The following is a 25,606-nucleotide window of genomic DNA, read 5'->3' as shown; positions in this document are numbered from 1 at the left end:
CTCGGCTGCGGTCCGGGGCGGGCGTCAGTGCCTGCTGGCGAGGTAGGCGAGCAGGTCGGCGCGGGTGACCACGCCGGCGGGCTTGCCCTCGACCGCCACGAGCACCGCGCGGTTGACGCGCAGCGTCTCGCGCAGGCCGTCGAGGGGCTCGCCCGCGCCGACGAGCGGCAGGGGCTCGGCCATGTGCTTGCTCACCGCGTCGGACAGCGACGCCGTGCCCGAGAAGACGGCCTCCAGCAGCCCCTCCTCGGTGACCGAGCCGGCCACCTCGCCAGCCATGACCGGCGGCTCCGCGCCGACCACGGGCATCTGCGAGACCTGGTACTCGCGCAGGATCTCGATGGCGTCGTGCACCGTCTCGGTGGGGTGGGTGTGCACGAGGTCGGGCAGGCGCCCGGACTTGCCGCGCAGCACGTCACCGGCGGTGGCACCACCCACCGCGGCGGCGCCGGGCGCGTCGACGTCGAAGCCGTACGAGCGCATCCACGCGTCGTTGAAGATCTTGCCGAGGTACCCGCGGCCGGAGTCGGGCAGCAGGACGACGACGACGGCGTCGGCGGGCAGCTCGCGCGCGACGCGCAGCGCCCCCACCACGGCCATGCCGCAGGACCCGCCGACCAGCAGGCCCTCCTCGCGGGCGAGGCGACGCGTCATGGCGAAGGCCTCGGCGTCGCTGACGGCGACGATCTGGTCGGGCACGGTCGGGTCGTACGCCGGGGGCCAGATGTCCTCGCCGACGCCCTCGACGAGGTACGGGCGCCCGGTGCCGCCGGAGTAGACCGAGCCCTCCGGGTCGACGCCGACGACGTGGACGCGGCCGCCGTCGTCCTCGGCGCGGTCGGCCGAGGTGTCCTTCAGGTACCGCCCGGTGCCGGTGATGGTGCCGCCGGTGCCGACGCCCGCCACGAAGTGCGTGATCCGGCCGTCGGTGTCCTTCCAGATCTCCGGCCCCGTGGAGGCGTAGTGGCTCGCCGGGCCCTCGGGGTTGGCGTACTGGTCGGGCTTCCAGCCGCCGGGGGTCTCGCGGGCGATCCGGTCGGACACGGAGTAGTAGCTCTCAGGGCTGTCGGGGGCCACGGCGGTCGGGGTGACGACCACCTCGGCGCCGTAGGCGCGCAGCACGTCGCGCTTCTCCGCGCCCACCTTGTCGGGACACACGAAGATGCAGCGGTAGCCCTTGCGCTGGGCGACCAGGGCGAGGCCGACGCCCGTGTTGCCACTGGTCGGCTCCACGATGGTGCCGCCGGGCCGCAGGGCGCCGGAGCGCTCGGCCGCCTCGATCATGCGCTCGGCGATGCGGTCCTTCACGGAGCCGCCGGGGTTGAGGTACTCGACCTTCGCCAGCACGGTGGCGGCGATCCCCTCGGTGACGCGGTTCAGCTTGACCAGCGGGGTGCCGCCGATCAGGTCGACGATGCTCTCGGCGTACTGCACCCGGCCATGGTCCCACCCCCGGCGGGTCCCCCGCCCGGCCTCCGCCCTCCCGGTCGCACTCTCCGCCCAGAGGGCTGTGGGAGGGCGGGGCTCAGAGGGCTCGGCGCAGGGCCTCGAGGCGAGCGGTGGCGCGCTCGAGCGCGGCGTCGTCGCCGACCCCCAGCAGGTCGCGGCCCAGCACGGCGAGCTGGTCGCCCAGGGCCCGCCCGGCGAGCACGGGGACGGCGCGCGGGGACCGCCCCTCCAGCGCCGCGGCGTCGTCCGCGAGCTCCTGCAGGGCGGGTCGCACGACGTCAGCCGGTGAGGGGCCGCCGCCGTCGGCGGGCCTGGACAGACGAGACGGGCCGAGCGCCGCCAGGCGGGTCAGGACCCGCCCGAGCTCGCGCTCGGCCCGTTCGCGCGGTGAGGTCACCGCGTCATGCTGCCAGCCGGTCAGTCGCCGCCCGCCATGGAGCGCAGGATCGACAGGATGCGCAGCAGCTCGATGTACAGCCAGACCAGCGTGACCGTGAGGCCGAACGCGGCGGTCCAGGCGTAGCGCTGCGGGATGCCGTTCTTCACGCCGGTCTCGATGAAGTCGAAGTCGAGCACCAGCGAGAGGGATGCGAGCACCGCGCCGATGGCGCCGACCGCGAGGCCCAGCGGACCGGCCCAGAGGTTCAGCCCAGCGCCGAACAGCGCGAAGACGAAGTTGATGAGGCAGAAGACGGCGTACCCCAGCACCGCGCCGATGAGGATCCGGCGGAACTTCGGCGTGGCCCGCACGGCGCCGCTGCGGTAGAGCACCAGCATCACGGCGAACACCGCGACGGTGGCGATGACCGCCTGCAGCGCGACGCTGCTGCCCGCGTACTGCACGTCGATGAACTTGCTGATGCCACCGATGAACAGACCCTGCAGGGCTGCGTAGGCCAAGATCAGCGCGGGGCTGGGCTCGCGCTTGAAGGAGTTGACCAGGCCCAGCACGAGGCCACCCAGCGCGCCGACGATCATCAGGAGCGGGTTGCCGAGCAGGTAGCTGACGCCACCGAGCACGACGACGGTCCCGAGCGTCATGCCTGCGCGCAGCACGACGTCGTCGTACGTCATGCGGCCCGTGTGCGAGGCGGTGGCCGTCGGCCCGTTGTACATGTCCTCGAGGGACCGGGCGTCGTGCGGGGCCGTCGGCGCGCCGCCGCGGGGCGCGGCGTCGAAGCCGGCGTAGCCACCGCGCTTGAACTGCGGCGCGTTGCGCAGCGCCGGGTTGTTGCTCTCCATGCGAGGCCCTCCGGGGAACGCTGACCGCGGCGGTGCGCCGCAGGATCTCCCCAAGAGTAATGGGTGGGTAAAGGAGTCGCCGCGCTGGCGCGCTGTGAAGCACCTGAGAGGCTCATCGACGAGCGGTCTCCGGTGCGCCCGGGGTGCCCCCGGCGGGGTTCGAACCCGCACTGAGGCGCTTTTAAGGCGCCTGCCTCTGCCGGTTGGGCTACGGGGGCCGAAGAGGACGACGGCGGGGCCGGTGCGCGTGCACCGGCCCCGCCGTCGGCGTCAGGTCCTCAGCTCTTGCCGGGGAACGGGTCGCCCACGGGGCGGGGCGCCGGCGGCTTGGCCCCGGCGGCCACGAACTCCTCGCGCGGGCGCGCCTGGCGGCCGATGGCCACCATGTCGCGCGTGACGCCCATGCCGGAGGCGGCCCAGCCGAGGGCGATGCGCACCTTCCGGTCGAGGGTCGGCATCGCGTACAGGTGGTAGCCGCGGTGCATGAGCCACGCCGGGAAGCCCTTGACCTTGAGGCCGAAGGTGTTGGCGACGCCCTTGCCGATGCCGAACGACGCCACGGTGCCGATGTACTTGTGGCGGTAGTCGGTCAGCGCCTCGCCGCGCAGGGTGGCGACGATGTTGGCGGCGAGGGTCTTGGACTCGCGCACGGCGTGCTGGGCGTTGGGCGGGCAGAACTGGCCCGGCTCCTTGGTGAGGTCGGGGACGGCGCACGCGTCGCCGGCGCCCCAAGCCCCGTCGACCACGCCGTCGTCGCCGGCGACCCGCAGGTCGGCGCGGACGGTCAGGCGGCCCAGCTTGTCGAGCGGCAGGCCGGTGGCGGCGAGCACGGGGTTCGACTTGATGCCGGCGGTCCACACCACGGTGTCGGTGTCGAACTCGGTGCCGTCGGAGAGCACGGCGTGGCCGCCCTCGATCGACTTCAGCTGGGTGTCGAGGCGGATGTCGATGCCGCGCTCGCGCAGCTGGCCCAGCGACCACAGGCCCATCTCGGGGCCGACCTCGGGGAGGATGCGGCCGAGGGCCTCGACCACGACGAAGTTGATCTCGTCCTGGGAGATGCCGGAGTGGTTCTTCACCGAGGCGCGGACCAGGTCCTCGAGCTCGGCCATGGCCTCGATGCCGGCGTAGCCGCCGCCGACGAAGACGAAGGTGAGGGCGCGCTTCTTGGCGGCCGGGTCGGTCATGACCGCGGCGGCGTCGAGGCGGTCGAGGATGTGGTCGCGGCAGGCCGTGGCCTCCTCGACGGACTTGAAGCCGATCGCCTGCTCCATGAGGCCCGGGATCGGGAACACGCGGGAGACGGCGCCGAGGCCCACGACCACGTGGTCGTAGGAGATCTCGACCTGCTCGCCCTCCTGGGGCTGCACGAAGGCGACCTTGCGGGCCGGGTCCATGCCGGTCACGGTGCCGGTGACGACGTCGGCGCCCTTGAGCGCCTGGCGCAGGGAGACCACGACGTGGCGGGCCTCGATCGAGCCGCCGGCCACCTCGGGCAGGAACGGCGCGTAGGTCATGTACGGGCGCGGGTCGACGACGACGACCTGCGCCTCCCCCGCCTTGAGCTGCTTCAGCAGGTGACGGGCCGTGAGGAGGCCCACGAAGCCTCCGCCGAGCAGCAGGATCCGGGGGCGTCCAGCCGCGGCGGGCACGGGGGACTCCAGGGAGGCGGGGGCGGTCATGCAGCCAAATCTAGGGTTCGTCCGGGCACGACCGGTAACGGGGCCACCGACTCCACCGTCGGGAGGCACCCGCTGGGGTGAGGCGGAGATCATCACCTACAGACCGGTCGCGGGCGACCCGACACCTCACCGAGCGGCCGCTGCGTCCTCCGACCGGTCCAGCGCCGGCAGCCCGGCGAGCGCCGCGGCCATCCCCACGGCGTCGTCGAGCATGGCCTCGGTCAGGCGCCCGGTCGAGGTGTTCTGCTGGCTGACGTGGTAGCTGCCGACGAGGTGGACGACGTCGCCGCCCGCTCCCCCGCGCCGCAGCTCGGCGCGGGCGGCGTGCCCGAAGCGCGGGCGGGGCCGCGGGACCTCCCACCCGAGCCGCCGGGCGCAGGCCAGCGACGCGTCCCAGGCGATGCCCCCCAGCGCGAGGAGCACCCGGGGGCGCACCAGCTGCACCTCGCGGTCGAGCCACGGGGCGCACGCCGCTCGCTCGTCGGTGGTCGGGAGGTTGTCGGGCGGGGCGCAGCGCACCGCGGCGGCGATGCGCGCGCCCACGAGGTGCTGCCCGTCGCCGGCGTGGTCGCTGCGCTCCTGGGCGGCGAGGCCCGCGCGGTGCAGGGCAGCGAAGATCCAGTCGCCGGAGCGGTCGCCGGTGAAGACGCGCCCCGTGCGGTTGCCCCCGTGCGCCGCGGGCGCGAGACCCACCACGAGCAGCGGGGCGTGCGGGTCGCCCCAGCCGCTGATCGGCCGGCCCCAGTACGGCTGGCCGAGGTAGGCGCGCCGGGCGGTCGCGGCGACGTCCTCGCGCCAGGCGACCAGGCGGGGGCACGCCCGGCAGACGGAGACGCGCGCGTCGAGCTGGCCGGTGTCGCGCGACGACGCCGCGAGCGCCTCCACCTGGGCGGGGTCGCGGGCGACGCGGCTGCGCGGCGCGGGCCGGGTCGCCGGGCCACCCGGTGCCCGGCGGGACCGGGGAGGGGTGGAGGTCCCCCGTCACCGGGTGCGGCAGCAGCACCGGCCGGGGAGGTCGCTGCGCGGGCACCCCACGACCCTGGCGCCGACCTCCCCGCGCCGCCACCGGGTGGGCGGCCCGGGTGCGTGCTCGGGTCAGCCCGCTGCGACGGAGGCGGTCGGGGTGGGCGCAAGGGTCCCCTGAGCCGGGGGCGCCTCGGCGGTGGCCCCGGAGAGGGGCTCCCGCACCCCGGCCGTCGCGGTGGCGCTCGGGGTCGCTGTCGCGAGCTCGGTCGGCGTCGCGCTCGCGCTGGGAGCGCCGGCGGTCGGAGCAGCGCCTCCTAGCAGCGGCGCGAGCGTGGGCTGCGGCAGGGAGGGCTCCACGGGGGCTCCGCCGTCGACCCTGACCTGCAGGGGGTAGGCGTTCCAGCGCACGACGCCCTCGGCGTCGACCACCGGCACCAGGGGGCTGGGTTCCTGGAAGGTCGTCCAGTCCTGAGCTCCCCCGGTGGTGGTGGAGACGGGCTGGCCGTAGTCGTCGAGCAGCTGCACCCCGGTCAGCGGCCGGCCCTGGGCGTCGTAGGGGTACAGGTTGGTGACCTGGCGGCCGTCGACCCAGACGCCCGTGGACGTGTCGGGGCCGCTGTTCACGTAGCCGCTGTCGACGTAGACGGTCTGCGGCTGGGCCAGTGAGAGCAGCGCGAAGGGGGCGACCAGCACCGCCAGCACGTTCCCGGCCAGGACCAGGGACCTCTTCCACGGCACCACGGGGCGGCGGCGGCCCACCTCGACGCTGGCCGCGGCGCCGGCGAGCACGACGAGGATCCCACCGAGCGTCTGGCCCCAGCCCCAGAGGGCCCCGACGACCAGCCACGCCAGCAGCGCGCCGCGCAGCGCCCACCACGCAGGGCGCAGCAGCACCGCCCGCTCCACGGCACCCGGCCACCACCGTTGAGCGCGCAGGTGTGTCGCGGCGTGCTCGACGTCCTCCCGGACGCCTTCGGTGGCGCGGGCCCAGAGCCCGGAACCACCCGCCCCGCCGCGCACCCGAGGCGCCAGGCCTGCGGCGGAGCGCAGCTCGGCGGCGTACCCGCGGGGCGGGCCGAGGCGCTCGGCCAGCGGGGTGGACGACTCCGCCGCGAGGTCGGCGAGGTCGGCCTCGAGGCCGCCGGCGAGCTCCTCGACCACGTCAGAGGGCAGGTCGGACAGCTCGCTGCGGACGGCTGCGGCGTACCACCGGGCGTCCAGCGACGGGTCGCCGGTGGCGCCGCCCCCGTCGGGACCCGGAGCGGTCGGGACGGGCAGGGTCGTGCTCATCGGGAGTTCTCCTCGGGCGCGAGCAGGTGGTCGACGGTCTCGGAGAAGGCGCGCCAGCTCTTGCGCTGGGCCTCCAGCAGCTCCCGGCCGCGGGGGTTGATCCCGTAGTACTTGCGGTGCGGCCCCTCCTCCGAGGGCACCACGTAGCTGCTCAGCGCCCCGGCTGCGTAGAGGCGCCGGAGGGTGCCGTAGACGGAGGCGTCGCCGACCTCCTCGAGCCCGGCGCTGCGCAGCCTGCGCACCACGTCGTAGCCGTAACCGTCGTCGTCCTCGACGACGGCGAGCACGGCGGCGTCGAGCACCCCCTTGAGCAGCTGCGTCGCATCCACGCGACGGACAGTACTGCGCGAAGCGCGCTACCGTCGACGACGCCACACCGGGGAAGCAGATCCCGCCGCACCCGTCCTCACTCCCAGGTGACCGCGGTCACCCGGGGCGCTGACCGCGGTCACCTGGCGAGGTGGCTCCCTGGGCCGTCGACACGGCGACCGACCGCGGACACCTGGGGCGCTGACCGCGGTCACCTGGCGAGGCGGCGAGGCGGCGAGGCGGCGGGGCGGCGCGCCACCACCGGCGCGGGAGGTCAGTACAGGAAGAGCGGGAACCACTCCCGCGTGTGGGCGTGCACCAGCACCATGAACAGGATCGCGTCGAAGGTCAGGTGCACCGCCACCACGTAGCTGAGCGAGCGCGTCGTCGCGAAGGTGAAGCCCTGGATCAGCGCGAACGGGAAGACCAGCAGCGGCCCCCACTCGCGGAAGCCCAGCTCGTAGAGGAACGCGGTGAACAGCACCGCCTGCAGCAGGTTCGCCAGCCACACCGGGTGGTGGCGCCGCAGCAGCGTGAAGACGGTGCAGATGAAGAAGAGCTCGTCCCAGATGCCGAGCGCGTTCGTGCCCAGGAAGAGGCGGAACAGCTCGCCCCCGGTGCGCGCCGCCGGCCAGTTCTCGTACACCCCGCTGGTGACCAGGTAGAACGGCAGCGCCGTCCACCCGAGGACGACGACGGCCGCGAGCCACCACCACTCGAAGCGGCTCCAGCGGCGGCCCGTGGCCACCGGGAACCGGATGGCGTGGTCGCGGAAGGCCCACCGCGACAGCGCGTACGGCGCCCCCACGGCCACGACCATCGCGGCGCCCATCGAGGTCATGTGCGCCCACGAGATGTCGGTGGTGACGGGCACCAGGCTCATCACGGCTGTGCCCAGGACGGCGAGGGCGTGGTCGCGACCGAGCGAGGAGCGCTCGCGGCGCCCCAGGACCAGGGCCGCCACCAGCGCCGCCGCCAGCACCGCCCAGCCCGCGGGCCGCTGCTCCAGGGCGAAGACCAGCACCCCGGCGACCACGAGCAGCACCGACGGGACCAGCCGCAGCGCGCCGCCGGGACGCGCCGGGTCGGGGGGTGCGGCCGCCGTCGTCGTGCTCACCGGGCCGGCGGCGCCGGCAGCGCCGGTAGCGCCGGTAGCGCTCGTCACGGGGAGGCCACCGCCGCGCGGCGGGCCAGGTCGATCGCGGTGCCGTCGAGGATGTCGTGCTCGCTGACCAGGACCTCGGCGGTCCCCGTCAGGTCGGCCACCCGCGCGACCACCTCGCGCCACACCAGCGCGCCGGACCCGATGACGTCGACGCGCCCGGGGTGCATGAACCCCAGCGCGGCGCGCTGCTCGCGGGTCATCGCGACCAGCTCGTCGCAGGCGGCCAGGACGTCGGCCACCGGCAGCACGGCGCCGTGGATGCGCTCGGGCAGGTACGAGGGCAGGCCCTGCACGTGCGCCGCGACGGTGGTGACGGTGCCCGCGACCCCCACCAAGGTGCGCGTGCGCTCCAGCGGCACCTCGGCCGCGGCGAGGTCGAGGGCCGCGCGCACGTCGGCGCGCACCGCCTCCACCTGCCCCGGCGTCGGTGGGTCGGACAGCGCGTGCCGCTCGTGCAGGCGCACGCACCCGACGTCCACGGAGCGGGCGGCCTCCACGCCGCGGTCGCCGAGGACCAGCTCGGTCGAGCCCCCGCCGAGGTCGCAGACCAGGAACGGCCCGGCGTGCGCACCGTGCAGCTCGCCGGTGGCGCCGAGGAAGCTCAGGCCCGCCTCCTCCGACCCGCTGATGACCTCCGGGGCCACGCCGAGGAGCTCGCGGACGCCGTCGACCAGCAGGTGCGCGTTGCTCGCGTCGCGGCTGGCCGACGTCGCCACGAAGCGCACGTGGGCGGCGTCCAGCGGCACGCCGTGCTCCAGCAGCGCCTCGCGCACCCGGGCGGTCGCCGCGAGGGTCCGCTCCAGGGCCTCGGGGGCGAAGGCCCCGGTCCGGTCGACGCCCTGGCCGAGCCGGACCACCTCCATCGTGCGGACCACGTCGGTCAGCCGGGCGGACGCACCCTCGAGCACGACGTCGGCGACCAGCAGCCGCAGGGAGTTGGTGCCGCAGTCGACGGCGGCCACGCGCACGGGCCGGGGCTGTTCCACAGGGCCCATCGTCCCATCCGCGCCTAGCCTCGACGGGGTGAGCACTCCCGCGACCGGGCCCGGCGGACGCACCGAGGTCGACGTCGTCGTCGTGGGCTCCGGCCCGAACGGGCTGTCCGCTGCGGTGTGCCTGGCCAGCGCCGGCCTCTCCGTGGAGGTCCACGAAGCCGCCGAGGGCCCGGGCGGCGGGGCGCGCACCCTGGAGATGACGCTCCCGGGCTTCCGGCACGACCACTGCTCGATCGCCCACCCCGCGGGGGCCGCGAGCGCCTTCTTCCGCGCGTTCGACCTGGGGGCGTCCGGCGTGGAGTGGCTGCAGCCCGAGATCCCCTTCGCGCACCCGCTCGACAGCGGACGCGCAGGGCTGGCCCACCGCGACCTCGCCACCACCGCGGAGGGCCTCGGCGCCGACGGCCGGGCCTGGCGGTCGCTGCTGGGTCCGCTGGTGGAGCGCATCGAGGAGGTCGTCTCGCTGACCCAGTCCGACCTGCGCACCTTCCCCGCGGTGCCCCGCACGCCCGCGGGACTCACCGGCACCGCCGCCACAGCCGTCAGGCTGGGCCTGCGCGCGCTGGAGCAGGGCTCTCCGCTGTGGGACGCGCGCTTCCGGGACGACGCCGCGCCGGCGCTGCTCACCGGCGCCTCGGCGCACAACATCGCCGACCCGCGGACGCTGGCCTCGGCCGGCGCCGGGCTGTACCTCGCGGCGATGGCGCACGCCGGTGGCTGGCCGGTGGTGCGCGGCGGCACGCAGGCGCTCACCGACGCGCTCGTGGCCGAGGTCGAGCGCCTCGGCGGCCGGGTCGTGCTGGGGCACCGGGTCCGCGACCTGCGGGAGCTCCCCCGGGCTCGCGCCGTGCTGCTCGACGTCGCCCCGAGCGGGCTGCTCGAGCTCGCCGGTGACGCGCTGCCCGCGCCGGTGGCCGCCGCGCTGCGCCGCTACCGCTACGGCGGGGCGGTCTGCAAGGTCGACTTCGCCCTGTCCGGCCCGGTGCCGTGGACGGCGCCGGGGCTCGAGCGCGCGGGCACCCTGCACCTGGGCGGCACCCGGGCGCAGGTGCTGGCCAGTGAGCGGGAGGTCGCCGCGGGGCGGCACTCGCCGAACCCGTTCACGATCGTGGTGCAGCCCGGCGTGGTCGACCCGACCCGCGCCCCCGGCGGGGCGCAGACCCTGTGGACCTACGCGCACGTCCCGCACGGGTCCCGCCGCGACCTGGCCGAGGAGGTGACCGCGCAGGTGGAGCGCTTCGCGCCGGGCTTCCGCGACCTGGTGCTCCACACGACCACCACGACGGCCTCGATGATCGGACAGCAGAACGCGAGCATGCCCGGCGGCGACATCGCGGCCGGCGCGGTGACGCCGTGGCAGCTGGCGATGCGCCCCCTGCCCGCGTGGGACCCGGGCCGCGTGCGGCTGCGGCGCTCCGGCGGTGACGCGTCCGGGCTGCCGGAGGAGGTGCACCTGTGCGGCGCCGCCACGCCCCCCGGCCCCGCGGTGACCGGCATGAACGGGGTGCACGCGGCGCGGCGGGTGCTGCGGCAGCGCTTCGGCACCACCGCCGACCCGCTGGACCTGGTCCGCGCGGCGCGGGCCACGGCCGGCTCGGCGGCCTGAGCCCTCAGCCCGCGGGCGACAGCACGGGCAGGGGCAGCTCGACCCTCGCCGTCGTCCCCTCCCCCAGCACCGAGGTGATGAGCACCCGGCCGTCGTGGTGCTCCACCACGGAGCGCGCGATGGCCAGCCCCAGACCGGCGCCCGGGACCTCCAGGGCGCTGGCGTTGGTGGCCCGGAAGAAGCGGGTGAACAGACCGCCCTGCTCCGCCTCGGGGATGCCGATGCCGGTGTCGACGACCTCGACGACGGCGCGCGCGTCCTCGGAGCGCGCCCTCACCCACACCCGCCCGCCGGCGGGGGTGAACTTCACGGCGTTGGACACCAGGCCCGCCACGGCCCGCCGCAGCGACGCGGCGTCGCCGTGCACCTGCAGCGCGCCGACGAGCTCGGCGTCGAGGTCGATCTCCACCTCCAGCACCAGGCCGCCGTCCCCGGCGGCGCCGCGGTGCTGGGTCACGACGTCGCGGACCAGGTCTCCCAGCGCCACGGGCTGGTGCACCCCGCGGGGAGCGCCGTCCTCGACCTTCGACAGGGCGAGCAGGTCCTCGATGAGCACGCGCAGGCGCACCGTGTTCCGCTCGACCACCGCCAGCATCCTGTCGACGCCGTCGCTGACCTCCCCCGCCCCGCCCTCGCGCAGCAGCTCGACGTAGCCGGCGATGCTGGTCAGCGGGGTGCGCAGCTCGTGGGAGACGGTGGCCAGGAAGGTCGTCTTGCGCACGTCGAGCTCGCGGAGCCGCTCGACCAGCTGCTCGGAGTCGTGCAGCAGGCGGGCCACCACGGTGGCGCGCCCGAGGTCGGCGGCCACCGAGCGCAGCAGGGCCACCTCCTCGTCGGTCCAGGTGCGGGGCCCGTCGTGGCAGGTCACCACGAGGGCGCCCACGGCGGCCTCGCCGGCGCCGACCGGGACGACGACGGCCGCCCGGGCGCCGGTGCGCGCCAGGAGGTCGCGGGAGCCCGCGGAGGACTCGCCGCCCTCGCTGTGCGCGCGCAGGTCGTCGACCACGAACTGGCTCTGGGCGTCCCAGGCCTCCTGCAGCCAGCGACCCAGCTCCCCGGCGTGCCGGCCGAGGTCCTCGGAGACCGGCGGGAGGCCGGGACGGGCCCAGCTGGCGTGCAGGGCCACCGGGTCGTCGTCGGCGAGGCGCACCCACGCGCGGTCGACGCCGGCGCCCTCGCCGAGCAGCCGCAGCGCCTCGGCCAGCGACTCCTCCGGGGCCACGGGGTCCCGGGCGAGGCGCCCCACCTCCGTGGCCAGGCGGCGCAGCCGGCCGGCGCGCTCCTGCGCCGAGCGGGCGAGGTCGCCCTGGTCGGCGAGGGCGTTGACCCAGCGGGCCACGGCGCGGACCTCCGCGGGGCCGCGGTCGGCGACGGCGCGCCGGTCGTGGTCGCCGGCGGTGAGGCCGCCGAGCACCTCGGCGACGTCGGCCAGCGGCTCGACCAGGCCGCGGCGCACGCGGACGGCCAGCAGCAGCGTCAGCCCGAGCGCACCGGCGAGGACGAGGCCGACCACGGCCAGGGAGGCGCTGCGCGCCCCCTCCTCGCGCTCGTGCAGGGCGGAGGCCTCCTGCGCGACGGCGTCGACCAGGTCCTGGTGCGCGGTCAGCAGCGCCACCGGGCCCGCGCCGGGGCCGGGGCGCGACGCCCCCGCGGCCCCCGCGACCCCTGCGCCCCCCGGAGCAGCGCCCACGGCGCGCACCCAGGCACGGGCCTCGCCGGCCTCGCGCTGCACGGCGGCGCGCTCGGCGGCGCCGACGGCGAGCGCCGCGGCGGCGGCCGAGGCCTCCTCCACGCGCGCCAGCTGCGCCTCGCGCCCCCCGGCGGCGCCGGCGTCGGAGGCGGCCAGCACCAGGTCGGTGCTGGCGCTGGCCAGCGCACCGAGGCGGGCGGCCTCGGCGCTGTGCGCGTCGCTGACGACCAGAGCCGCGCCCCCGGCCCCGGCGACCGCCACGAGCAGGACGACGAGCACCGCGAGCCAGGACCGCAGGCCGACGGCGGCCGACCGGCCGCCGACGCAGCGCCGGCGGGTCCCCGCGCGGGTCACCTCAGGACCTCCGAGCCGGCGCGCCGGCGGACGGGGCCGGCCAGCTGCGCCGTGTCGGGGAGGCGCACCTGCGAGGGCGCGCCCGCCGCGGCGAGGCCCTGGCGGTCCATGGCGCCCCACACCTGGCGCTGGCCGCGCAGCAGCGACCACAGGCCCTGCACGCGCCACAGCGCGGTGAGCTGGCGGTGGCCGAAGTTCTCCAGCACCGCCGCCGCCAGGCCGCGGCCGAGGTCGCGCCAGCGCTGGGACCGGTGGAACGAGAGCTCCTCCACCAGCAGGGCCGCGACGGTGACGACGACGGCGTACCCGTAGCAGAGCGCCATGAGCAGCAGCGCGGCCTCCCACGGGACGACGCCGAGGCCCACCGCGAGCGGGGTGAGGACGACGCCGACCAGCTCGACGACCGGGGCCACCAGCTCGAAGAGCACGTAGTAGGGCAGGGCGAGCAGCCCGATGCGGCCGTAGCGGGGGTTGCCGACCATGCGGCGGTGTCGCCACAGGGTCTCGGCGAGCCCGCGCTGCCAGCGGCGGCGCTGGCGCGCGAGGACGGCCGCGGTGGCGGGCACCTCGGTCCAGCTGGCCGGCTCGGGGACGAACACGACGCGGTGGTCGCGGCCCGCCTCGCGCATGTACCGGTGCAGCCGCAGGGTCAGCTCGAAGTCCTCGCCGATGCAGGTGGCGTCCAGGCCACCGACCTCCACCAGCACGTCGCGGCGGTACATGCCGAACGCCCCGGAGATGAGCACCAGCGACTGCAGCCGCGACCAGCCGGCCCGGCCCACGCAGAACGCGCGCAGGTACTCGACCACCTGGAACCGCGCCGTCCACCCGCTGGGCATGCGGACGCCGACGACGCGGCCGCCGACCAGCTCGGAGCCGTTGACGGCGCGGACCGCCCCCCCGGTCGCGACGACGCGCAGCGGGTCGTCGGCGAAGGGGCGGCTCACGGTCAGCAGCGCGTCGGGGTCGAGCACGGAGTCGGCGTCGGTGATGCAGACCAGCTCGTGGCGCGCGGCGTTGATGCCGGCGTTGACGGCGTCGGCGCGGCCGCCGTTGTCCTTGCGGACCACGACCAGCGGGGAGCGCCCGCCGCGGGGCACGTGGACGCTGCGGACGGCGCCGCGCACCGGCACGTCGGCCGGCAGGCGCCGCGGGACCTCGACCAGGTCGAAGGCCTCGCGCAGCAGCGCGAAGGTCGCGTCGGTGGAGCCGTCGTCGACGACGACCACCTCGTGGCGGGGGTGGCGCAGCGCGAGCATCGCGCTCACCGAGCCCACCACGGAGGCCTCCTCGTCGAAGGCCGGCATGACCACGGACACCGACTGCGTCAGCGGGGACGCGCTCGCGTCCTCCACGCCGCGGATCCGCGCGCGCCGCAGGTAGCGGCCCATGTCGGCGCCCGCGAGGCCGATGAGCACGAGGTAGCTGGAGTTGATGGCGAGGACGTACAGCAGCACCGGCCAGGCCAGCAGCTGCACGAGCACCACGACGGTGCCGCGCACCGTGTGGCCGAACAGCCCCCAGGTGGAGGGCTCGGGCCGCAGCAGCGCCAGCGGGCCGGCCAGGTCGGCCAGCAGGCCGAGGACGTCGGCGCCGCTCACGCCGCCACCTCCGCGGCCGCCCCGCGGGAGGCCCGCGCGAGCACGTCGGCGAGGACGGCCTCGACCTCGGCCAGGCCGGCCGGCGGCATGACCTCCGCCGCGACGGCGCACGTCACCACCTCGTGGGCGCGCGCGACGGCCGCCGCCGAGGCCGAGGCCCCCTGCGACGACACCTGCGCGAGCAGGCGGACGCCCGGGGCGCCCAGACCGAGCAGGGCCGCGGCCGCCGCGTCGGCGACGCCGCCGTCGGCGTCGTCCAGCAGGCCCCACAGGCAGCGCAGGGACGACGGGTCGCCGACCTCCCCCAGGGAGCGGACGGCGGCGCGGCGCACCGCCGAGGCGGTGGCCGGGGTGGTCGCGGCGCGCAGCGCGGAGGTCGCCGACGGCACCCCGAGGCGGCCCAGGGCGGCGGCGGAGCGGACGCGGACGGCGTCCACGGGGTCGCGCAGCACGAGGTCCTCCAGGGCGGGAGCGGCGGTGGTGGCGCCCAGGCGGCCGAGCACCTCGGCGGCGGTGAGGCGCACGAGGGGCTCGGGCGCGGCCAGCGCCGCCAGGAGCGCGGGTGCGGCCGGGGTGCCGACGAGCAGCAGGGAGCGGGCGACGACGTCGGGCGGGGCCGCCGGCCGGGCACCCGCGAGCGAGGCGAGCAGCGCGGTGGCCGCAGCGCGCGGCGCCTCCTCGACGCCGGTGCCGACGGCGCCGGGAGCGCCGGCGCGCCCCAGGGCGCGGGCCGCCACGAGCCGCACCTCCGGGTCGCCGTCGCGCAGCAGCGCAGCGAGCTCGGCCACCGCGGGGGCGTACCCGGCGGCGCCGAGGAGCTCGGCGGCGGTCGCGCGGCGCACGGCGCTGCGGGCGGTCAGGTCGCGGCGGGCGCCGGCGACGACGCCGCGGGCCGCGAGCAGCTCGACCAGCAGCCGCTGGCCGTCACCGCGGACCTTGCCGAGCACCGCGAGGACCGCGGGCTCCACGCTGCGCCAGCCGGTGGGGTCCAGCGCCGCGAGCGCGGCGGCGGCGTCCTCGGCCTCGGGGCCCTCCCCCACGGCGACCTCCAGCAGCAGCGGGCGCAGCGGCTCGGCGACGGCGCGGGCGCGGGCGGCCCGGCGGGCGCGCACGGCGCGGACCACGGCGATCGCGACGGCCAGCGCCAGCACCAGGACCGAGACGAGCACCAGTCCGGCGGTGACGAGGGCGAGGGGGCTCACGCCCGGGCCCGCCCCAGCACGGCCTGGACGCGGCTGACCAGCTCGCGCGGGCTGAAGGGCTTGACCACGTAGTCGTCGGCACCGGCGGCGAAGCCGGTGGCGACGTCCTGGTCCTGCGCGCGGGCGGTGAGCATGATGACCGGCAGCTCGGCCGTGGACGGCTCGCGGCGCAGCTCGGCGCACACGTCCAGGCCGGACAGGCCCGGCATCATCAGGTCGAGCACCACCAGGTCGACGCCGCCGGCGCGGGCGGCGTCCAGCGCGGCCACGCCGTCGGGGGCGGAGCGCACCTCGTAGCCGGCCTGCGCGAGCTTGAAGGCGACGAGCTCGCGGATGTCGAGGTCGTCGTCCGCGACGAGGACGGTGGTCATGGGTGCCTCCGGAGGCGGTGTGGGGGCTGCGGCGTGGCGGCGACGGGTGAGGAGCGCGTTGCCAGCGCATCGGCAGCCCGACCGCGGACCTTGAGCCGATCGGGTGACGGCCCGGCACCTCGGCCGGGCCGCAGCCGGGCCCGGGGGACTCAAGAGGGGGACCCGCCCTGCCGATGCGCCCCGTGTCCGGGTCGACGGCCCGGTGCAGGTCGAGGTCCGGCCCGAGAGGAGGACGCGTGACGCCCAGTGCTGCAGGGCCGGCGGTCCGCGCGACCCCTCCCGCGCCCGCCGCCACCTCCGGGCCGACCGGTGACCGCGCCCCGGCCGCGCTCCTGCGCCGCGTGCGCGCCGCGACCGGGTGGCCGTCGGCGTCGCTGGAGCTGGTGGAGCACCTGCTGCCCACGTCGCTGGGCGCCCTCGCGCTCGAGCGCGGCAGCGCCGTGCACCTGCCCGACGCCGCGGCCCTGCCCGCCCTGGCCACCAACCCCTGGGTCGACGGGCGCCTCGCCCGCACCCGAGCGGTCGCCTGCGCCCCGGTGACCGGCGACGACGGCGAGGTCGTCGCCGTCCTCCTGGCCCGTGACGGGGCACCGCACCCTCCCTGCGCGGCGCGCGAGGAGGCCCTGGCCGACCTGGCCGACCTGGCCTCCGGGGTCGTGGCCGCGGCGCGGCGCGACCGCGCCCTGCACGGCCTGTCCGCCGCCGTGGCCGCTGCCGACGAGCGGCTGGCCCTGGCCGAGATCGGGCTCGCCGACCGCCACGACCTCCTGGAGGGGGTGCTGGAGACCGTCGACGTCGGCATCGTGGTGCTCGACGCCGGGGGGCGCGTGCAGGTGGTGAACCCCCGGGCGCGCGCCTGGGCCGGGCTCCCCGCCGGGCTCGACGCGACCGGAGCCGCGCGCGCCGCCACCACGGCCCTGTTCGCCGACGCCCAGGGCACGGTGCTGTCCGCCGTGCGCGGTCCGCTGCTGTCGGCGCTGGCCGACGGCGCGACCACCGAGCAGCAGGTGTCGTGGGCCTCACCCGGGGGCGAGGTCGTCACCGGGGTGTGCCGGGCGCGGCCCCTGCTGTCGGGCGGCGAGCGCACCGGAGCGGTGGCCTCGCTGACCGACGTGACCGCGGAGCGCGCCGCGCGCGCCGAGCTCGAGCGCTCCAACGCCGAGCTGGAGTCCTTCGCCGCCGTCGCGGCCCACGACCTGCGCTCGCCGCTGACCGTCGTCGACGGCTACCTCGAGCTGCTCGAGGAGGAGGCCGCCGAGCGCGGCGACGCGCTGGCGGCCGGCTGGTCGGCCACCGCCCGCCGCGGCGCAGGCCGCATGGCCTCGCTGCTCGAGGCGCTGCTGGCGCACGCGGCCGCGGGCTCCGCCCGGCCCCCGCGGCTCGAGCCCGTCCCCGCGGGCCCCCTGGTCGAGGCGGTGCTCGCCGACCTGGCCGTCCCCGGCGGGGCCTCGGTCCAGGTGCTCGGCACCGACCTCCCCGTGCTGGTGGGCGACCCGGTGCACCTGCACCAGCTGCTCACCAACCTCGTCGGCAACGCCCTCAAGTTCACCCGCCCCGGGACGCCCGCCCGCGTCGAGGTGGCCGTCCTGGAGTCGCCGTCGGCCTGGGAGCTGCGGGTCGTCGACCACGGCCCCGGCGTCCCCGCCGACCAGCGGTCAGCGGTCTTCCGCGCCTTCGACCGCGGCGCGCACACCGCCCGTCCCGCCGGTGGCCCGGCGGGGCACGGGCTGGGGCTCGCCACCGCGCAGCGCGTCGCTGCCCGCCACGGCGGGCGCATCGTGCTCGAGGACACCCCCGGGGGCGGGCTCACCGCGCGGGTGCAGCTCCCCCGCCCCTGACCGACCGGCTGACCGGCTGACCGGCGCCTCAGGCGTCGTCGACGCAGGAGCCCTTCGCCCACCACGGGCCCAGCGCCTCGCGCACCTCGTCGCCGAGGGGGTTGACCCCCGGGCCGGCGGCCAGCGCGTGCCCGAGCAGGGCGTGCAGGCACTTGACCCGGGTGGGCATGCCCCCCGCGGAGGTCCCCGCGATCTCGGGGACCTCCCCCAGCTCGCGCTCGAGCTCTGAGCGCCGGGCCAGGAAGTCGGCGTGGGCGGCGCCGTACGACGCGGCCAGCTCCTCGTCGTCCTCGAGCCTCGCGGACATCTCCCGCATCAGGCCCGACGCCTCCAGCGTGCCCACCAGCGAGGCCGCGGCCGGGCACGTCAGGTAGAAGGTCGTGGGGAAGGGGGTGCCGTCCTCCAGCCGCGGTGCGGTGGCGACGACGTCGGGCTTGCCGCAGCCGCAGCGGTGGGCGACGCCCACGGCCCCCCGCGGGGGGCGCCCCAGCTGCTGGCGGACGGCCTCGCGGTCGGCCTCGGACAGCGGCTCGGGGGCGCTCACGAAGCCACCGGGGTGGCCGTCGGCGCCGGGGCCCCGGTGGAGGGGGCGATGTCGGCGGGGGTGGGCGTGGGGGTGGGCTCGGACGCCCCGCCCAGGCCGAGGCCGCCGCGCAGCTGCTCCAGCAGGGAGGTGGGCTCCGGGGAGGGCGTCGCGGTGGCGACCGCGGCGCTCGGGGAGGCGCTGGCCGGCGCCCCGAGCACCGCGTACCGGGTCTCCCCCGGCACCACGTACTCCAGCCGCGCCCGGGCCTGGGCCGCCGCGTAGGCCGGGTCGTCCCAGCGGTCGGACTCCGCCTGCAGGGCGGCCACGTGCTGCTCGCGCTGCGAGACGTCGGCGCGCAGGTCGGCCAGGTCGGAGCGCTGCTCCACCCAGGCGCGCGCCGGGCCCAGCACGGAGCCGACGGCCACCAGGGCGACGACGGCGAGCGCCACGCCCCGGGCGGTGACCGCGGGCAGGCGGCTGCCCGCGCCCGGTCGGGCGGTGCGGGGGCGCGCGGCGGCGGCGGGCCGGCTGCTCACGGGCTCGCCGGCGGGACGCCCGTCACGGCGCCGCTGGCTGCTGCCCGGGCGCGGCGCGGGTCGCTGCGCACCCCGGATCGACGGTCTCGCGGAAGGCACGGGCCCCAGTCTCGCAGCCGCGGGGCGCCCCGCGAACGCCATCTGCCCGCCCCGGGCGCCGCCGGGAGGTCCTGGCGGCGCCCGGAGCGGGCAGACGGGGTGGTGCTGAGCGGCTGCTCGGGTGGCTGCTCGGCGTCAGGCCGAGTAGCGCGGGAAGGCGCCGCGGCCGGCGTAGCGCGCGGCGTCGTCGAGCTCCTCCTCGATGCGGAGCAGCTGGTTGTACTTCGCGACGCGCTCGGAGCGGGCCGGGGCGCCGGTCTTGATCTGCCCGCAGTCGGTGGCGACGGCGAGGTCGGCGATCGTGGTGTCCTCGGTCTCGCCCGAGCGGTGGCTCATCATGCTGCGGTAGCCGCTGCGGTGGGCCAGGGCGACGGCGTCGAGGGTCTCGGTCAGGGTGCCGATCTGGTTGACCTTGACCAGCAGCGCGTTGGCGGCGCCGCTGTCGATGCCGCGCTGCAGGCGGGCGGGGTTGGTGACGAAGAGGTCGTCGCCGACGATCTGCACCTTGCCGCCGAGCGCGGTGGTGATGGCCGTCCAGCCCTCCCAGTCGGACTCGTCCAGCGGGTCCTCGATGGAGACCAGCGGGTAGTCCTCGACGAGCTTCGCGTAGAACGCGATCATCTCGTCGCTGGTGCGGCCCTGCTTCTCGAAGGTGTACGTGCCGCCCTCGTGGAACTCGGTCGCGGCGACGTCGAGCGCGAGCGCGACGTCGGAGCCGAGGGAGAGGCCCGTGCCCTGCACGGCGGTGGCGATCAGGTCGAGCGCCTCGGCGGTGCCCGCGAGGTCGGGGGCGAAGCCGCCCTCGTCGCCCAGGCCGGTGGGCAGGCCCTGCTTCTTCAGCACGGACTTCAGGGAGGCGTAGACCTCCGCGCCCCAGCGCAGCGCCTCGCGGAAGGTCGGGGCGCCGATCGGGGCGATCATGAACTCCTGCACGTCGACGCCGGTGGTGGCGTGCGCGCCGCCGTTGATGATGTTCATCATCGGCACGGGCAGGGTGTGGGCGTTCGGGCCGCCGACGTAGCGGAACAGCGGCAGCGAGGCCGACTCGGCAGCGGCGCGCGCCACGGCCAGGGAGACGCCGAGGATCGCGTTGGCGCCCAGGGAGCTCTTGTTGTCGGTGCCGTCCAGGTCGATCATCGCCTGGTCGAGGAGGCGCTGCTCGCTCGCCTCGAAGCCCACGACCTCCGGGCCGATGGTGTCCAGGACGGCGGAGACCGCGCCCTCGACGCCCTTGCCGCCGTAGCGGCTGCCGCCGTCGCGCTTCTCGACGGCCTCGAACGCGCCGGTCGACGCGCCCGAGGGCACGGCCGCGCGGCCGATGGTGCCGTCGTCGAGGGCGACCTCGACCTCGACGGTGGGGTTGCCGCGCGAGTCGAGGATCTCGCGGGCGCCGACGGCCTCGATGCTGGCCACGGACTTCCTCCTGCTGGTCGGGAACGGGTCGGGGACCCACCGGACCGGGCGGACAGCGGTCCTGCCGGAGGCGGCGTCCGGCGACGACACTAGTCGTGCTCAGCGCCACCTCCACCACCGCGTGCGGGTGAACCGCGGCCCGGGAGGGCCCCGTCGGGGTGGTAGTGGTTCTCACCGGAGCGCGGAACCGGCAGAATCCGTCGCAGAACGTCACGCGCCGAGCACGGCGCGACCCCCCGGGGCCCGTCCGCGGAGCGCCGGCCGAGCAGCACCGCCACCAGCCAGCCACCGACCAGGAGGACACATGAGCACGGACACCGAGGCGCTGGAGACCGCCCGCCGCGAGGCCGTCTTCGTCGCCGAGCGCCCCTGGGGCCAGTTCCAGCAGTTCGTCCTCAACCAGGTCTGCACCGTCAAGCTCATCACCGTCGAGCCCGGACACCGCCTGTCCCTGCAGAAGCACGGCGAGCGCGACGAGATGTGGCAGGTCCTCGACGTCCCCCTGGACGTCCAGGTCGGTGAGAAGCAGTGGACCGCCGAGGTCGGGGAGGTCGTCTACACCCCCGCCGGGTCCCTGCACCGCCTGGGCAACTCCGGCACGAAGGCCGGGCGCATCCTGGAGATCGCCTTCGGCTCCTTCGACGAGGCCGACATCGAGCGCCTCCACGACGACTACGCCCGCCCCGAGCAGGACTGACCCTCCCGGCTTCGGACGCCACAGCGCCCCACCACCCTCGCGGGTGGTGGGGCGCTCCCGCGTCCGGGGCCCGCTGGTGGCGGCCCGTCAGCTGCGGTCAGCTGCCGGGGTGCCGGAACAGCGCGCCGACGGTGCGCAGCAGGATCTTGGCGTCGAGCCAGAGCGACCAGTTCTCGATGTAGTGGTTGTCGAGCATGATCCGCTCGGAGATCGAGGTGTCGCCCCGCAGCCCGTGGACGGCGGCCAGACCGGTCAGGCCGGCGGGCACGCGGTGGCGGCCGGTGTAGCGCGGGATGTGCGAGGAGAACTCGTCGACGAAGTGGGGGCGCTCCGGGCGCGGCCCGACGATGCTCATGTCGCCGCGCAGCACGTTCCAGATCTGGGGAAGCTCGTCGAGGGAGGTCACGCGCAGCACCTTGCCGACGGGCCCGACGCGCCTGTCGTTGCTGATGTTCCACTGCGTCTGCTGCTCGGTGTCGTTGACCGGCTTCATCGAGCGGAACTTGAGCATCGTGAAGGGGCGGCCGTCGAGGCCCACGCGGACCTGGCGGAACAGCACCCCGGGCCCGCCCTCGAGGCGCACGGCCAGCGCGGTGGCGGCCATGACCGGCGCCGCGACCACGAGCAGGGCCGCCGCGAAGGCGATGTCGAAGAGGCGCTTGACCTTCCACGCCGGGGTGCGGAACGCGGCGCGGCGCACGCGCACCAGCGGCATGCCGTGCACCTGCTCCATGTCGCCGTTGACGTGCTGCAGCTCGAACAGGCGCGGGACGAAGAAGAACTCGCAGTCGAGCCGGTCGCAGGTGCGCAGCACCTCGACCAGGTCGGCCTCCCGCACGCTGCTGAAGGCCACCACGACCACGTTGATGTGCTGCTCCTCGATCACCGCGGCCAGGTCGTCGACGGAGCCGAGCCACGTCACGCCCATGGTCTTGTCGGTGTGGATCGGGAACGGGTCGAGGACGGCGACGGGCAGCAGCCCGGCCTCGGGGTGGTCGTGCAGCCTGTCGAGCAGCGCAGCTCCGACGGTGCCGGCGCCCAGCACGAGCGTGCGGTGGGCGATGATCCGGCGGCGGCGCACGTACCGGACCACGCTGAGGGCGATGGCGCGGAAGACCAGGATGCAGGCGGCGAAGACCGCGGCGCGCACCAGGACGTTGAGGGTGGAGACGTCGGGCCAGCGCAGCTTGACGACCACGAGCGTGAGGATGAAGCCGCTGGAGCAGGCCACGAGGATCCCCGGCAGCTGGTCCAGCACGGAGGCCGTGAGGTGCGACTGGTAGAGGCGCTGGGCGGCCAGCGAAAGCGCGACCAGCACCACCATCGTGATCTCGAGGGTGTCACCGCTGTAGCTGATGGCCGCCGAGACGAGCCAGGCGAGCACGTCCGCGAAGACGAGGCAGCCCGTCATGCTCGCCCACCGCCAGCGGGTCGTCCGCTTCGCGCGGCGGTGGGGTCGCGAGAGCTCGGGACCTCCTGCGGTTGTCGTCGTCTGGGTCCCCACCCGTCCAGGCGTCGCCACGGAGTGCTCCTCGTCCTCGTCAGCGCCGTCGTGCGACGCGAATCCTGCCTCTTCCTGGGAGTCGCGTCCACCGGTTCCGCCGTCCGGGTGGTCGGCGGACGCCGGTGGACGCCGGAGCGGACGCACCCGGAGGAGCGGCGGGACCGGCAGGGCCCGCCACCACGACCAGGGCGTCCACCCCGACGCCGTCACCGGTCGGAGGCCCCGCTCACCACGGGTCGCTGGGGCGGCTTCGGCTGGGCCGCGCCCCCCGGCAGGGCCGGCGCGCCGGAGCCGGAGGCCGGGCGGCGCACCCCGCGGCGGCGGCGCGTCAGCACCGCGCCGTCGACCCGGCGGCCGGCGACGACCAGCCGGTCGCCCAGGGCCGTCCACGCCTCGGAGACCTCCTGGGCGGAGTCCTCGGCCGAGACGACCGCCACGACGGCGGCGCTGGCGCGCACGGCGGCGTAGCCGTCGGGGCTCGTGGACAGGGGGCCGCTGTGCAGCAGCACGAGGTCGTGCGCGCCGAGCAGCGTCGCGAAGACGCCGTCCAGCTCGCCGCCGCGCACCAGGCGCGGCGAGAGGCGCCCGACGCGGCAGCCGGTGCGCCCCTCCGGGTCGGTGACCCGCTGCGCGGGCACCAGGAAGGAGCCGGCCTCCGAGGCGCGCGACAGCGGCGCGGGCACCACGGGGACGCCGAGGCGGCCGAGCAGGGGCGCGGGGTCGGCGTCGAGGCTGATGACGGCCACCGAGCTGCCGCGGGCGACGGCGGCCGAGGCCAGCGCCACCACCACGTCGGCGGAGCCGGCACCGGCGCGCAGGTCGGAGACGAGGACCGGGCCGGGGGCGCGGTCGGCGGTGGCGAAGTCGAGCGAGAGCAGCGCGGCGCTCGCACCTTCCAGGTCGACGGCCGGGGCCGGGCCGCGGGGCGAGCCCGCGTCGAGGGCGCCGAGCACCGGCACGCCGGCCCCGCGCAGCATCGTGCGCGTGTCGGCCGGGCGGGAGCCGCGGCGCCAGAGCACCACGCCCGCCGCCAGCAGGGCGCCGACCACGGCGGCGATCAGGCCGTCGCGCAGCGGCACCGGCGAGGACGGGGTGGTCGGTGCGACGGCCTGGTCGACCGTCTGCACGCCGTCGTCGAACTGCGCCAGGCGGGCGTTGATCCCGCTCACGGTCGCGCGCTGCTGGTTCAGGCCGTCGTCGTTCGCGGCCGCCTGGCCCGTCGTCGCGGCGACCGCCGCGGCCGCCACGTTCGTGGCGTCGGCCTTGACGTAGGCCTGGTAGGCGGCGACCACGGCGTTGGCGCGCGCTGCGGCCTCGGCCCCGGTGTCGCCGCCCGCCTCGACGGTGATGACGCTGCCGTCCGAGGCGGCGGTCAGCTGCAGGTCCTCGGCGAGCTCGGCCGCGGTCGCGCCCACGCCCTCGGCCTGAGCGGCGGCGGTCAGCACGGCGCCGCTGCGCATCACGGCCATCTGGTCGGCGATGTAGCGCGTGGGTCGGGGTTCTGGTAGTCGCCCAGCGGGGCGAAGGGCCCGGCGCTGGACAGGACCACGGTGGAGCGGGCCTCGTAGTGCTCGGGCTGGGCGATGCTGGCGTAGTAGGCCACGGCCCCCAGCACGACGGCGCTGGCAGCGATCACGACCTTGCCGCGCCACAGGGCCGACAGCACCAGGGAGCGCGAAGCTCCCTCGGGTGCCCGGCTGTCGTTCTCGGACATGACGTCTCCTCTCGGACATGAGCATCGTGGCACGCAGGAGGCACCCCTCCCGTCGCACCGCAGAGGGGCTGCCCCGTTCGGGGCAGCCCCTCCACCGTCCGGGCTAGGCGCCCAGGAGTCCTCCCAGGCCGACCTGGGTCGGGCCCGGGTCAGCCCTGGGAACCGCCGAAGAGGTCCCTGAAGAGCTGCGAGGACTCGGGGAACCCGGTCATCAGGCGGTGCGGCCCCAGCTCGGTGTTGTCCACCTCGAAGTAGGCCTGGTAGGCGACGCCGTTGTCCGGGTCGGCGATGAATCGCGCCATCTGCTCGATGTAGTACGGGTCGTCTCCGCCGCCGGTGCCGTCGACGCGGTCCCACAGGCCCCACTCGGGCAGCGACAGCTTCTTGCCGTGCTCCTTGGCGAAGCCGCTCCAGAACTGCAGGCCGCGCTCACCGCCGTAGATGGCGCCGTCCCACGCCGCCTGGTGGCGCTCGAGCGCGCACTCGTCGGTGCAGCCGTCCGGCACGGGGTACGTGCCCTCGGCCCCGGCCACGTCGTACGCGTCGACGCCCACGTAGTCGACGACGTCGTCGCCCGGGTAGTAGTCGACGGGGTCGCCGATGCCGCCGCCGCCGTTGTTGACGTTCCAGTCGAACTCGAACTGCTGGCCCGGCACCGAGCGCATCGCCTCGACGACGCTGCGGTAGTACGCCTTCCACGCCTCGGCGTCCTCGGTGCTCCAGCGGCTGCCCTCGAGGTTGAACTCCCACCCCAGGCGCAGGATCGCGTCGGCCTGGCCCTCGGCCACGAGGCGCTGCGCGAACTCGACGTAGACGTCGTCGTAGGCACCCGTGGCGCCCTCCTCGACGGTGGCGCTGTCGTCCTCGGTGGGCAGCAGCGGGACGCCGATGGCCAGGCGCTGCGGCGCGTCGCGCCACCCGTCGAGCAGCCAGTCGGAGTTGCGGATGTCCTGCCAGGTGTCGCGCGAGCCGAAGACGACGGCGACGTCGACCTGGCGGCCGATCCACGCCTCGTACGCGGCGGTCTCCTCGGCGCTGTTGTCGCGGAAGACCCCGAACGGGACGGCCGCGAGCGCTCCGGTGTCCACGGGCTCCTGCGTCACCACCGGGGCGCTCGAGGGCGGCGAGACCGGGGTCTCGCCTCCCCCGCGGTTCCCGAGGAGGAGCGCGGTGGCGCCCGCCAGCACGAGCACGAGCACACCGGCGAGCACGCCGAACAGCGCCCGGCGCCGCGTGCGGCGGGGCCGGGGCCGCTGCGGGGAGGGCCCGGAGCTGGCCGGCGTGGTGGCCGTGGTGGGGGGCAGGGTCATGCCGCAGCCTCTCGTCGTGGGGGGATCGCCCCCGGTCTCTGGCGGCA

Annotated in this window: 23 protein-coding genes and 1 tRNA gene; 3 read left to right on the top strand and 21 right to left on the bottom strand. The window is 76.4% G+C overall.

Annotation, left to right across the window (positions count from 1 at the left end; genetic code table 11):
- Positions 1 to 24: 24 nt before the first annotated feature.
- The 10 genes from F1641_RS01210 to F1641_RS01165 all read right to left on the bottom strand — a co-directional run bounded on the left by F1641_RS01210 (position 25) and on the right by F1641_RS01165 (position 9,098).
- Complete coding sequence (locus tag F1641_RS01210) at positions 25 to 1,434, bottom strand: cystathionine beta-synthase (protein ID WP_194902677.1); 1,410 nt, start codon at positions 1,432 to 1,434, stop codon at positions 25 to 27.
- A 91-nt stretch (positions 1,435 to 1,525) separates the two neighbouring features.
- Entirely contained in the window at positions 1,526 to 1,846 is a 321-nt protein-coding gene (locus F1641_RS22740; protein WP_194902676.1) for a hypothetical protein, read from the bottom strand.
- Positions 1,847 to 1,866: 20 nt separating this feature from the next.
- Positions 1,867 to 2,691, bottom strand: a complete 825-nt coding sequence (locus F1641_RS01200; protein WP_194902675.1) for a Bax inhibitor-1/YccA family protein — start codon at positions 2,689 to 2,691, stop codon at positions 1,867 to 1,869.
- Between the two features lie 144 nt (positions 2,692 to 2,835).
- Positions 2,836 to 2,909 (bottom strand) — tRNA-Leu (locus tag F1641_RS01195).
- 60 nt (positions 2,910 to 2,969) lie between these two features.
- Entirely contained in the window at positions 2,970 to 4,373 is a 1,404-nt protein-coding gene (locus F1641_RS01190) for an NAD(P)/FAD-dependent oxidoreductase (RefSeq protein WP_194902674.1), read from the bottom strand.
- Between the two features lie 126 nt (positions 4,374 to 4,499).
- On the bottom strand, positions 4,500 to 5,258 hold the full coding sequence (locus F1641_RS01185) for a uracil-DNA glycosylase (protein WP_309225296.1): 759 nt from the start codon (positions 5,256 to 5,258) through the stop codon (positions 4,500 to 4,502).
- A gap of 210 nt (positions 5,259 to 5,468) precedes the next feature.
- On the bottom strand, positions 5,469 to 6,629 hold the full coding sequence (locus F1641_RS01180; RefSeq protein ID WP_194902673.1) for a hypothetical protein: 1,161 nt from the start codon (positions 6,627 to 6,629) through the stop codon (positions 5,469 to 5,471).
- Entirely contained in the window at positions 6,626 to 6,958 is a 333-nt protein-coding gene (locus tag F1641_RS01175) for a PadR family transcriptional regulator (RefSeq protein WP_194902672.1), read from the bottom strand. The genes F1641_RS01180 and F1641_RS01175 overlap by 4 nt, the downstream gene beginning before the upstream one ends.
- A 254-nt stretch (positions 6,959 to 7,212) precedes the next feature.
- Positions 7,213 to 8,055, bottom strand: coding sequence for a type II CAAX endopeptidase family protein (locus tag F1641_RS01170; protein ID WP_206690361.1), 843 nt, complete (start codon positions 8,053 to 8,055; stop codon positions 7,213 to 7,215).
- A gap of 44 nt (positions 8,056 to 8,099) precedes the next feature.
- The gene (locus tag F1641_RS01165; protein ID WP_194902671.1) at positions 8,100 to 9,098 is read right to left on the bottom strand and encodes a Ppx/GppA phosphatase family protein; all 999 of its coding nucleotides are present in this window, start codon (positions 9,096 to 9,098) and stop codon (positions 8,100 to 8,102) included.
- Between the two features lie 28 nt (positions 9,099 to 9,126).
- On the opposite strand from F1641_RS01165, the gene F1641_RS01160 reads away from it, so the two are divergent.
- A complete protein-coding gene (locus F1641_RS01160; RefSeq protein WP_194902670.1) occupies positions 9,127 to 10,704 on the top strand; it encodes an NAD(P)/FAD-dependent oxidoreductase in 1,578 nt (525 codons plus the stop codon).
- A 4-nt stretch (positions 10,705 to 10,708) separates the two neighbouring features.
- Here the strand turns inward: F1641_RS01160 and F1641_RS22735 are convergent, their stop codons facing one another.
- The 4 genes from F1641_RS22735 to F1641_RS01140 are packed head-to-tail and all read right to left on the bottom strand — an operon-like array spanning position 10,709 to position 15,922.
- Positions 10,709 to 12,748: an ATP-binding protein gene (locus F1641_RS22735; protein ID WP_194902669.1), complete on the bottom strand. Its 2,040-nt coding sequence runs from the start codon at positions 12,746 to 12,748 to the stop codon at positions 10,709 to 10,711.
- Entirely contained in the window at positions 12,745 to 14,349 is a 1,605-nt protein-coding gene (locus F1641_RS01150) for a glycosyltransferase family 2 protein (RefSeq protein ID WP_206690360.1), read from the bottom strand. Before F1641_RS01150 ends, F1641_RS22735 begins: the two co-directional genes overlap by 4 nt.
- Positions 14,346 to 15,551, bottom strand: coding sequence for a HEAT repeat domain-containing protein (locus F1641_RS22730; protein WP_194902668.1), 1,206 nt, complete (start codon positions 15,549 to 15,551; stop codon positions 14,346 to 14,348). The genes F1641_RS01150 and F1641_RS22730 overlap by 4 nt, the downstream gene beginning before the upstream one ends.
- A complete protein-coding gene (locus F1641_RS01140; protein ID WP_194902667.1) occupies positions 15,548 to 15,922 on the bottom strand; it encodes a response regulator transcription factor in 375 nt (124 codons plus the stop codon). The genes F1641_RS22730 and F1641_RS01140 overlap by 4 nt, the downstream gene beginning before the upstream one ends.
- A gap of 236 nt (positions 15,923 to 16,158) precedes the next feature.
- Between F1641_RS01140 and F1641_RS01135 the strand changes: the two genes are divergently transcribed.
- Positions 16,159 to 17,760: an ATP-binding protein gene (locus tag F1641_RS01135; protein WP_194902666.1), complete on the top strand. Its 1,602-nt coding sequence runs from the start codon at positions 16,159 to 16,161 to the stop codon at positions 17,758 to 17,760.
- 28 nt (positions 17,761 to 17,788) lie between these two features.
- Here the strand turns inward: F1641_RS01135 and F1641_RS01130 are convergent, their stop codons facing one another.
- The 3 genes from F1641_RS01130 to eno form a co-directional block, all read right to left on the bottom strand.
- Complete coding sequence (locus F1641_RS01130) at positions 17,789 to 18,304, bottom strand: DUF501 domain-containing protein (protein WP_194902665.1); 516 nt, start codon at positions 18,302 to 18,304, stop codon at positions 17,789 to 17,791.
- Entirely contained in the window at positions 18,301 to 18,822 is a 522-nt protein-coding gene (locus F1641_RS01125; protein ID WP_194902664.1) for a septum formation initiator family protein, read from the bottom strand. Before F1641_RS01125 ends, F1641_RS01130 begins: the two co-directional genes overlap by 4 nt.
- Before the next feature lie 234 nt (positions 18,823 to 19,056).
- On the bottom strand, positions 19,057 to 20,334 hold the full coding sequence (eno, locus tag F1641_RS01120; protein ID WP_194902663.1) for a phosphopyruvate hydratase: 1,278 nt from the start codon (positions 20,332 to 20,334) through the stop codon (positions 19,057 to 19,059).
- Between the two features lie 304 nt (positions 20,335 to 20,638).
- On the opposite strand from eno, the gene F1641_RS01115 reads away from it, so the two are divergent.
- On the top strand, positions 20,639 to 21,031 hold the full coding sequence (locus tag F1641_RS01115; RefSeq protein WP_194902662.1) for a phosphomannose isomerase type II C-terminal cupin domain: 393 nt from the start codon (positions 20,639 to 20,641) through the stop codon (positions 21,029 to 21,031).
- A gap of 97 nt (positions 21,032 to 21,128) precedes the next feature.
- Here the strand turns inward: F1641_RS01115 and F1641_RS01110 are convergent, their stop codons facing one another.
- From F1641_RS01110 to F1641_RS01095, 4 genes are all read right to left on the bottom strand, one after another.
- The gene (locus tag F1641_RS01110) at positions 21,129 to 22,442 is read right to left on the bottom strand and encodes a sugar transferase (protein WP_194902661.1); all 1,314 of its coding nucleotides are present in this window, start codon (positions 22,440 to 22,442) and stop codon (positions 21,129 to 21,131) included.
- Between the two features lie 299 nt (positions 22,443 to 22,741).
- The gene (locus tag F1641_RS01105) at positions 22,742 to 23,998 is read right to left on the bottom strand and encodes a hypothetical protein (RefSeq protein WP_194902660.1); all 1,257 of its coding nucleotides are present in this window, start codon (positions 23,996 to 23,998) and stop codon (positions 22,742 to 22,744) included.
- The gene (locus F1641_RS01100) at positions 23,995 to 24,249 is read right to left on the bottom strand and encodes a Wzz/FepE/Etk N-terminal domain-containing protein (protein ID WP_194902659.1); all 255 of its coding nucleotides are present in this window, start codon (positions 24,247 to 24,249) and stop codon (positions 23,995 to 23,997) included. The genes F1641_RS01105 and F1641_RS01100 overlap by 4 nt, the downstream gene beginning before the upstream one ends.
- 149 nt (positions 24,250 to 24,398) lie before the next feature.
- Entirely contained in the window at positions 24,399 to 25,559 is a 1,161-nt protein-coding gene (locus tag F1641_RS01095) for a glycosyl hydrolase (protein ID WP_194902658.1), read from the bottom strand.
- Positions 25,560 to 25,606: the final 47 nt, after the last annotated feature.

The sequence above is a fragment of the Quadrisphaera sp. INWT6 genome, from assembly GCF_015390235.1.
Lineage (GTDB): Bacteria > Actinomycetota > Actinomycetes > Actinomycetales > Quadrisphaeraceae > Quadrisphaera.
Note: the sequence above shows the minus strand (reverse complement) of the source record. Positions and strands in the feature narration are given on the sequence as shown.

Excerpts from the sequence above, each read along its gene's own strand:
- F1641_RS01165 (WP_194902671.1), bottom strand. The coding sequence starts at position 9,098 with ATGGGCCCTGTGGAACAGCCCCGGCCCGTGCGCGTGGCCGCCGTCGAC.
- F1641_RS01190 (WP_194902674.1), bottom strand. The coding sequence starts at position 4,373 with ATGACCGCCCCCGCCTCCCTGGAGTCCCCCGTGCCCGCCGCGGCTGGA.
- F1641_RS01110 (WP_194902661.1), bottom strand. The coding sequence starts at position 22,442 with ATGACGGGCTGCCTCGTCTTCGCGGACGTGCTCGCCTGGCTCGTCTCG.
- F1641_RS01095 (WP_194902658.1), bottom strand. The coding sequence starts at position 25,559 with ATGACCCTGCCCCCCACCACGGCCACCACGCCGGCCAGCTCCGGGCCC.
- F1641_RS01100 (WP_194902659.1), bottom strand. The coding sequence starts at position 24,249 with ATGTCCGAGAACGACAGCCGGGCACCCGAGGGAGCTTCGCGCTCCCTG.
- F1641_RS01140 (WP_194902667.1), bottom strand. The coding sequence starts at position 15,922 with ATGACCACCGTCCTCGTCGCGGACGACGACCTCGACATCCGCGAGCTC.
- F1641_RS01180 (WP_194902673.1), bottom strand. The coding sequence starts at position 6,629 with ATGAGCACGACCCTGCCCGTCCCGACCGCTCCGGGTCCCGACGGGGGC.
- F1641_RS01200 (WP_194902675.1), bottom strand. The coding sequence starts at position 2,691 with ATGGAGAGCAACAACCCGGCGCTGCGCAACGCGCCGCAGTTCAAGCGC.
- F1641_RS01115 (WP_194902662.1), top strand. The coding sequence starts at position 20,639 with ATGAGCACGGACACCGAGGCGCTGGAGACCGCCCGCCGCGAGGCCGTC.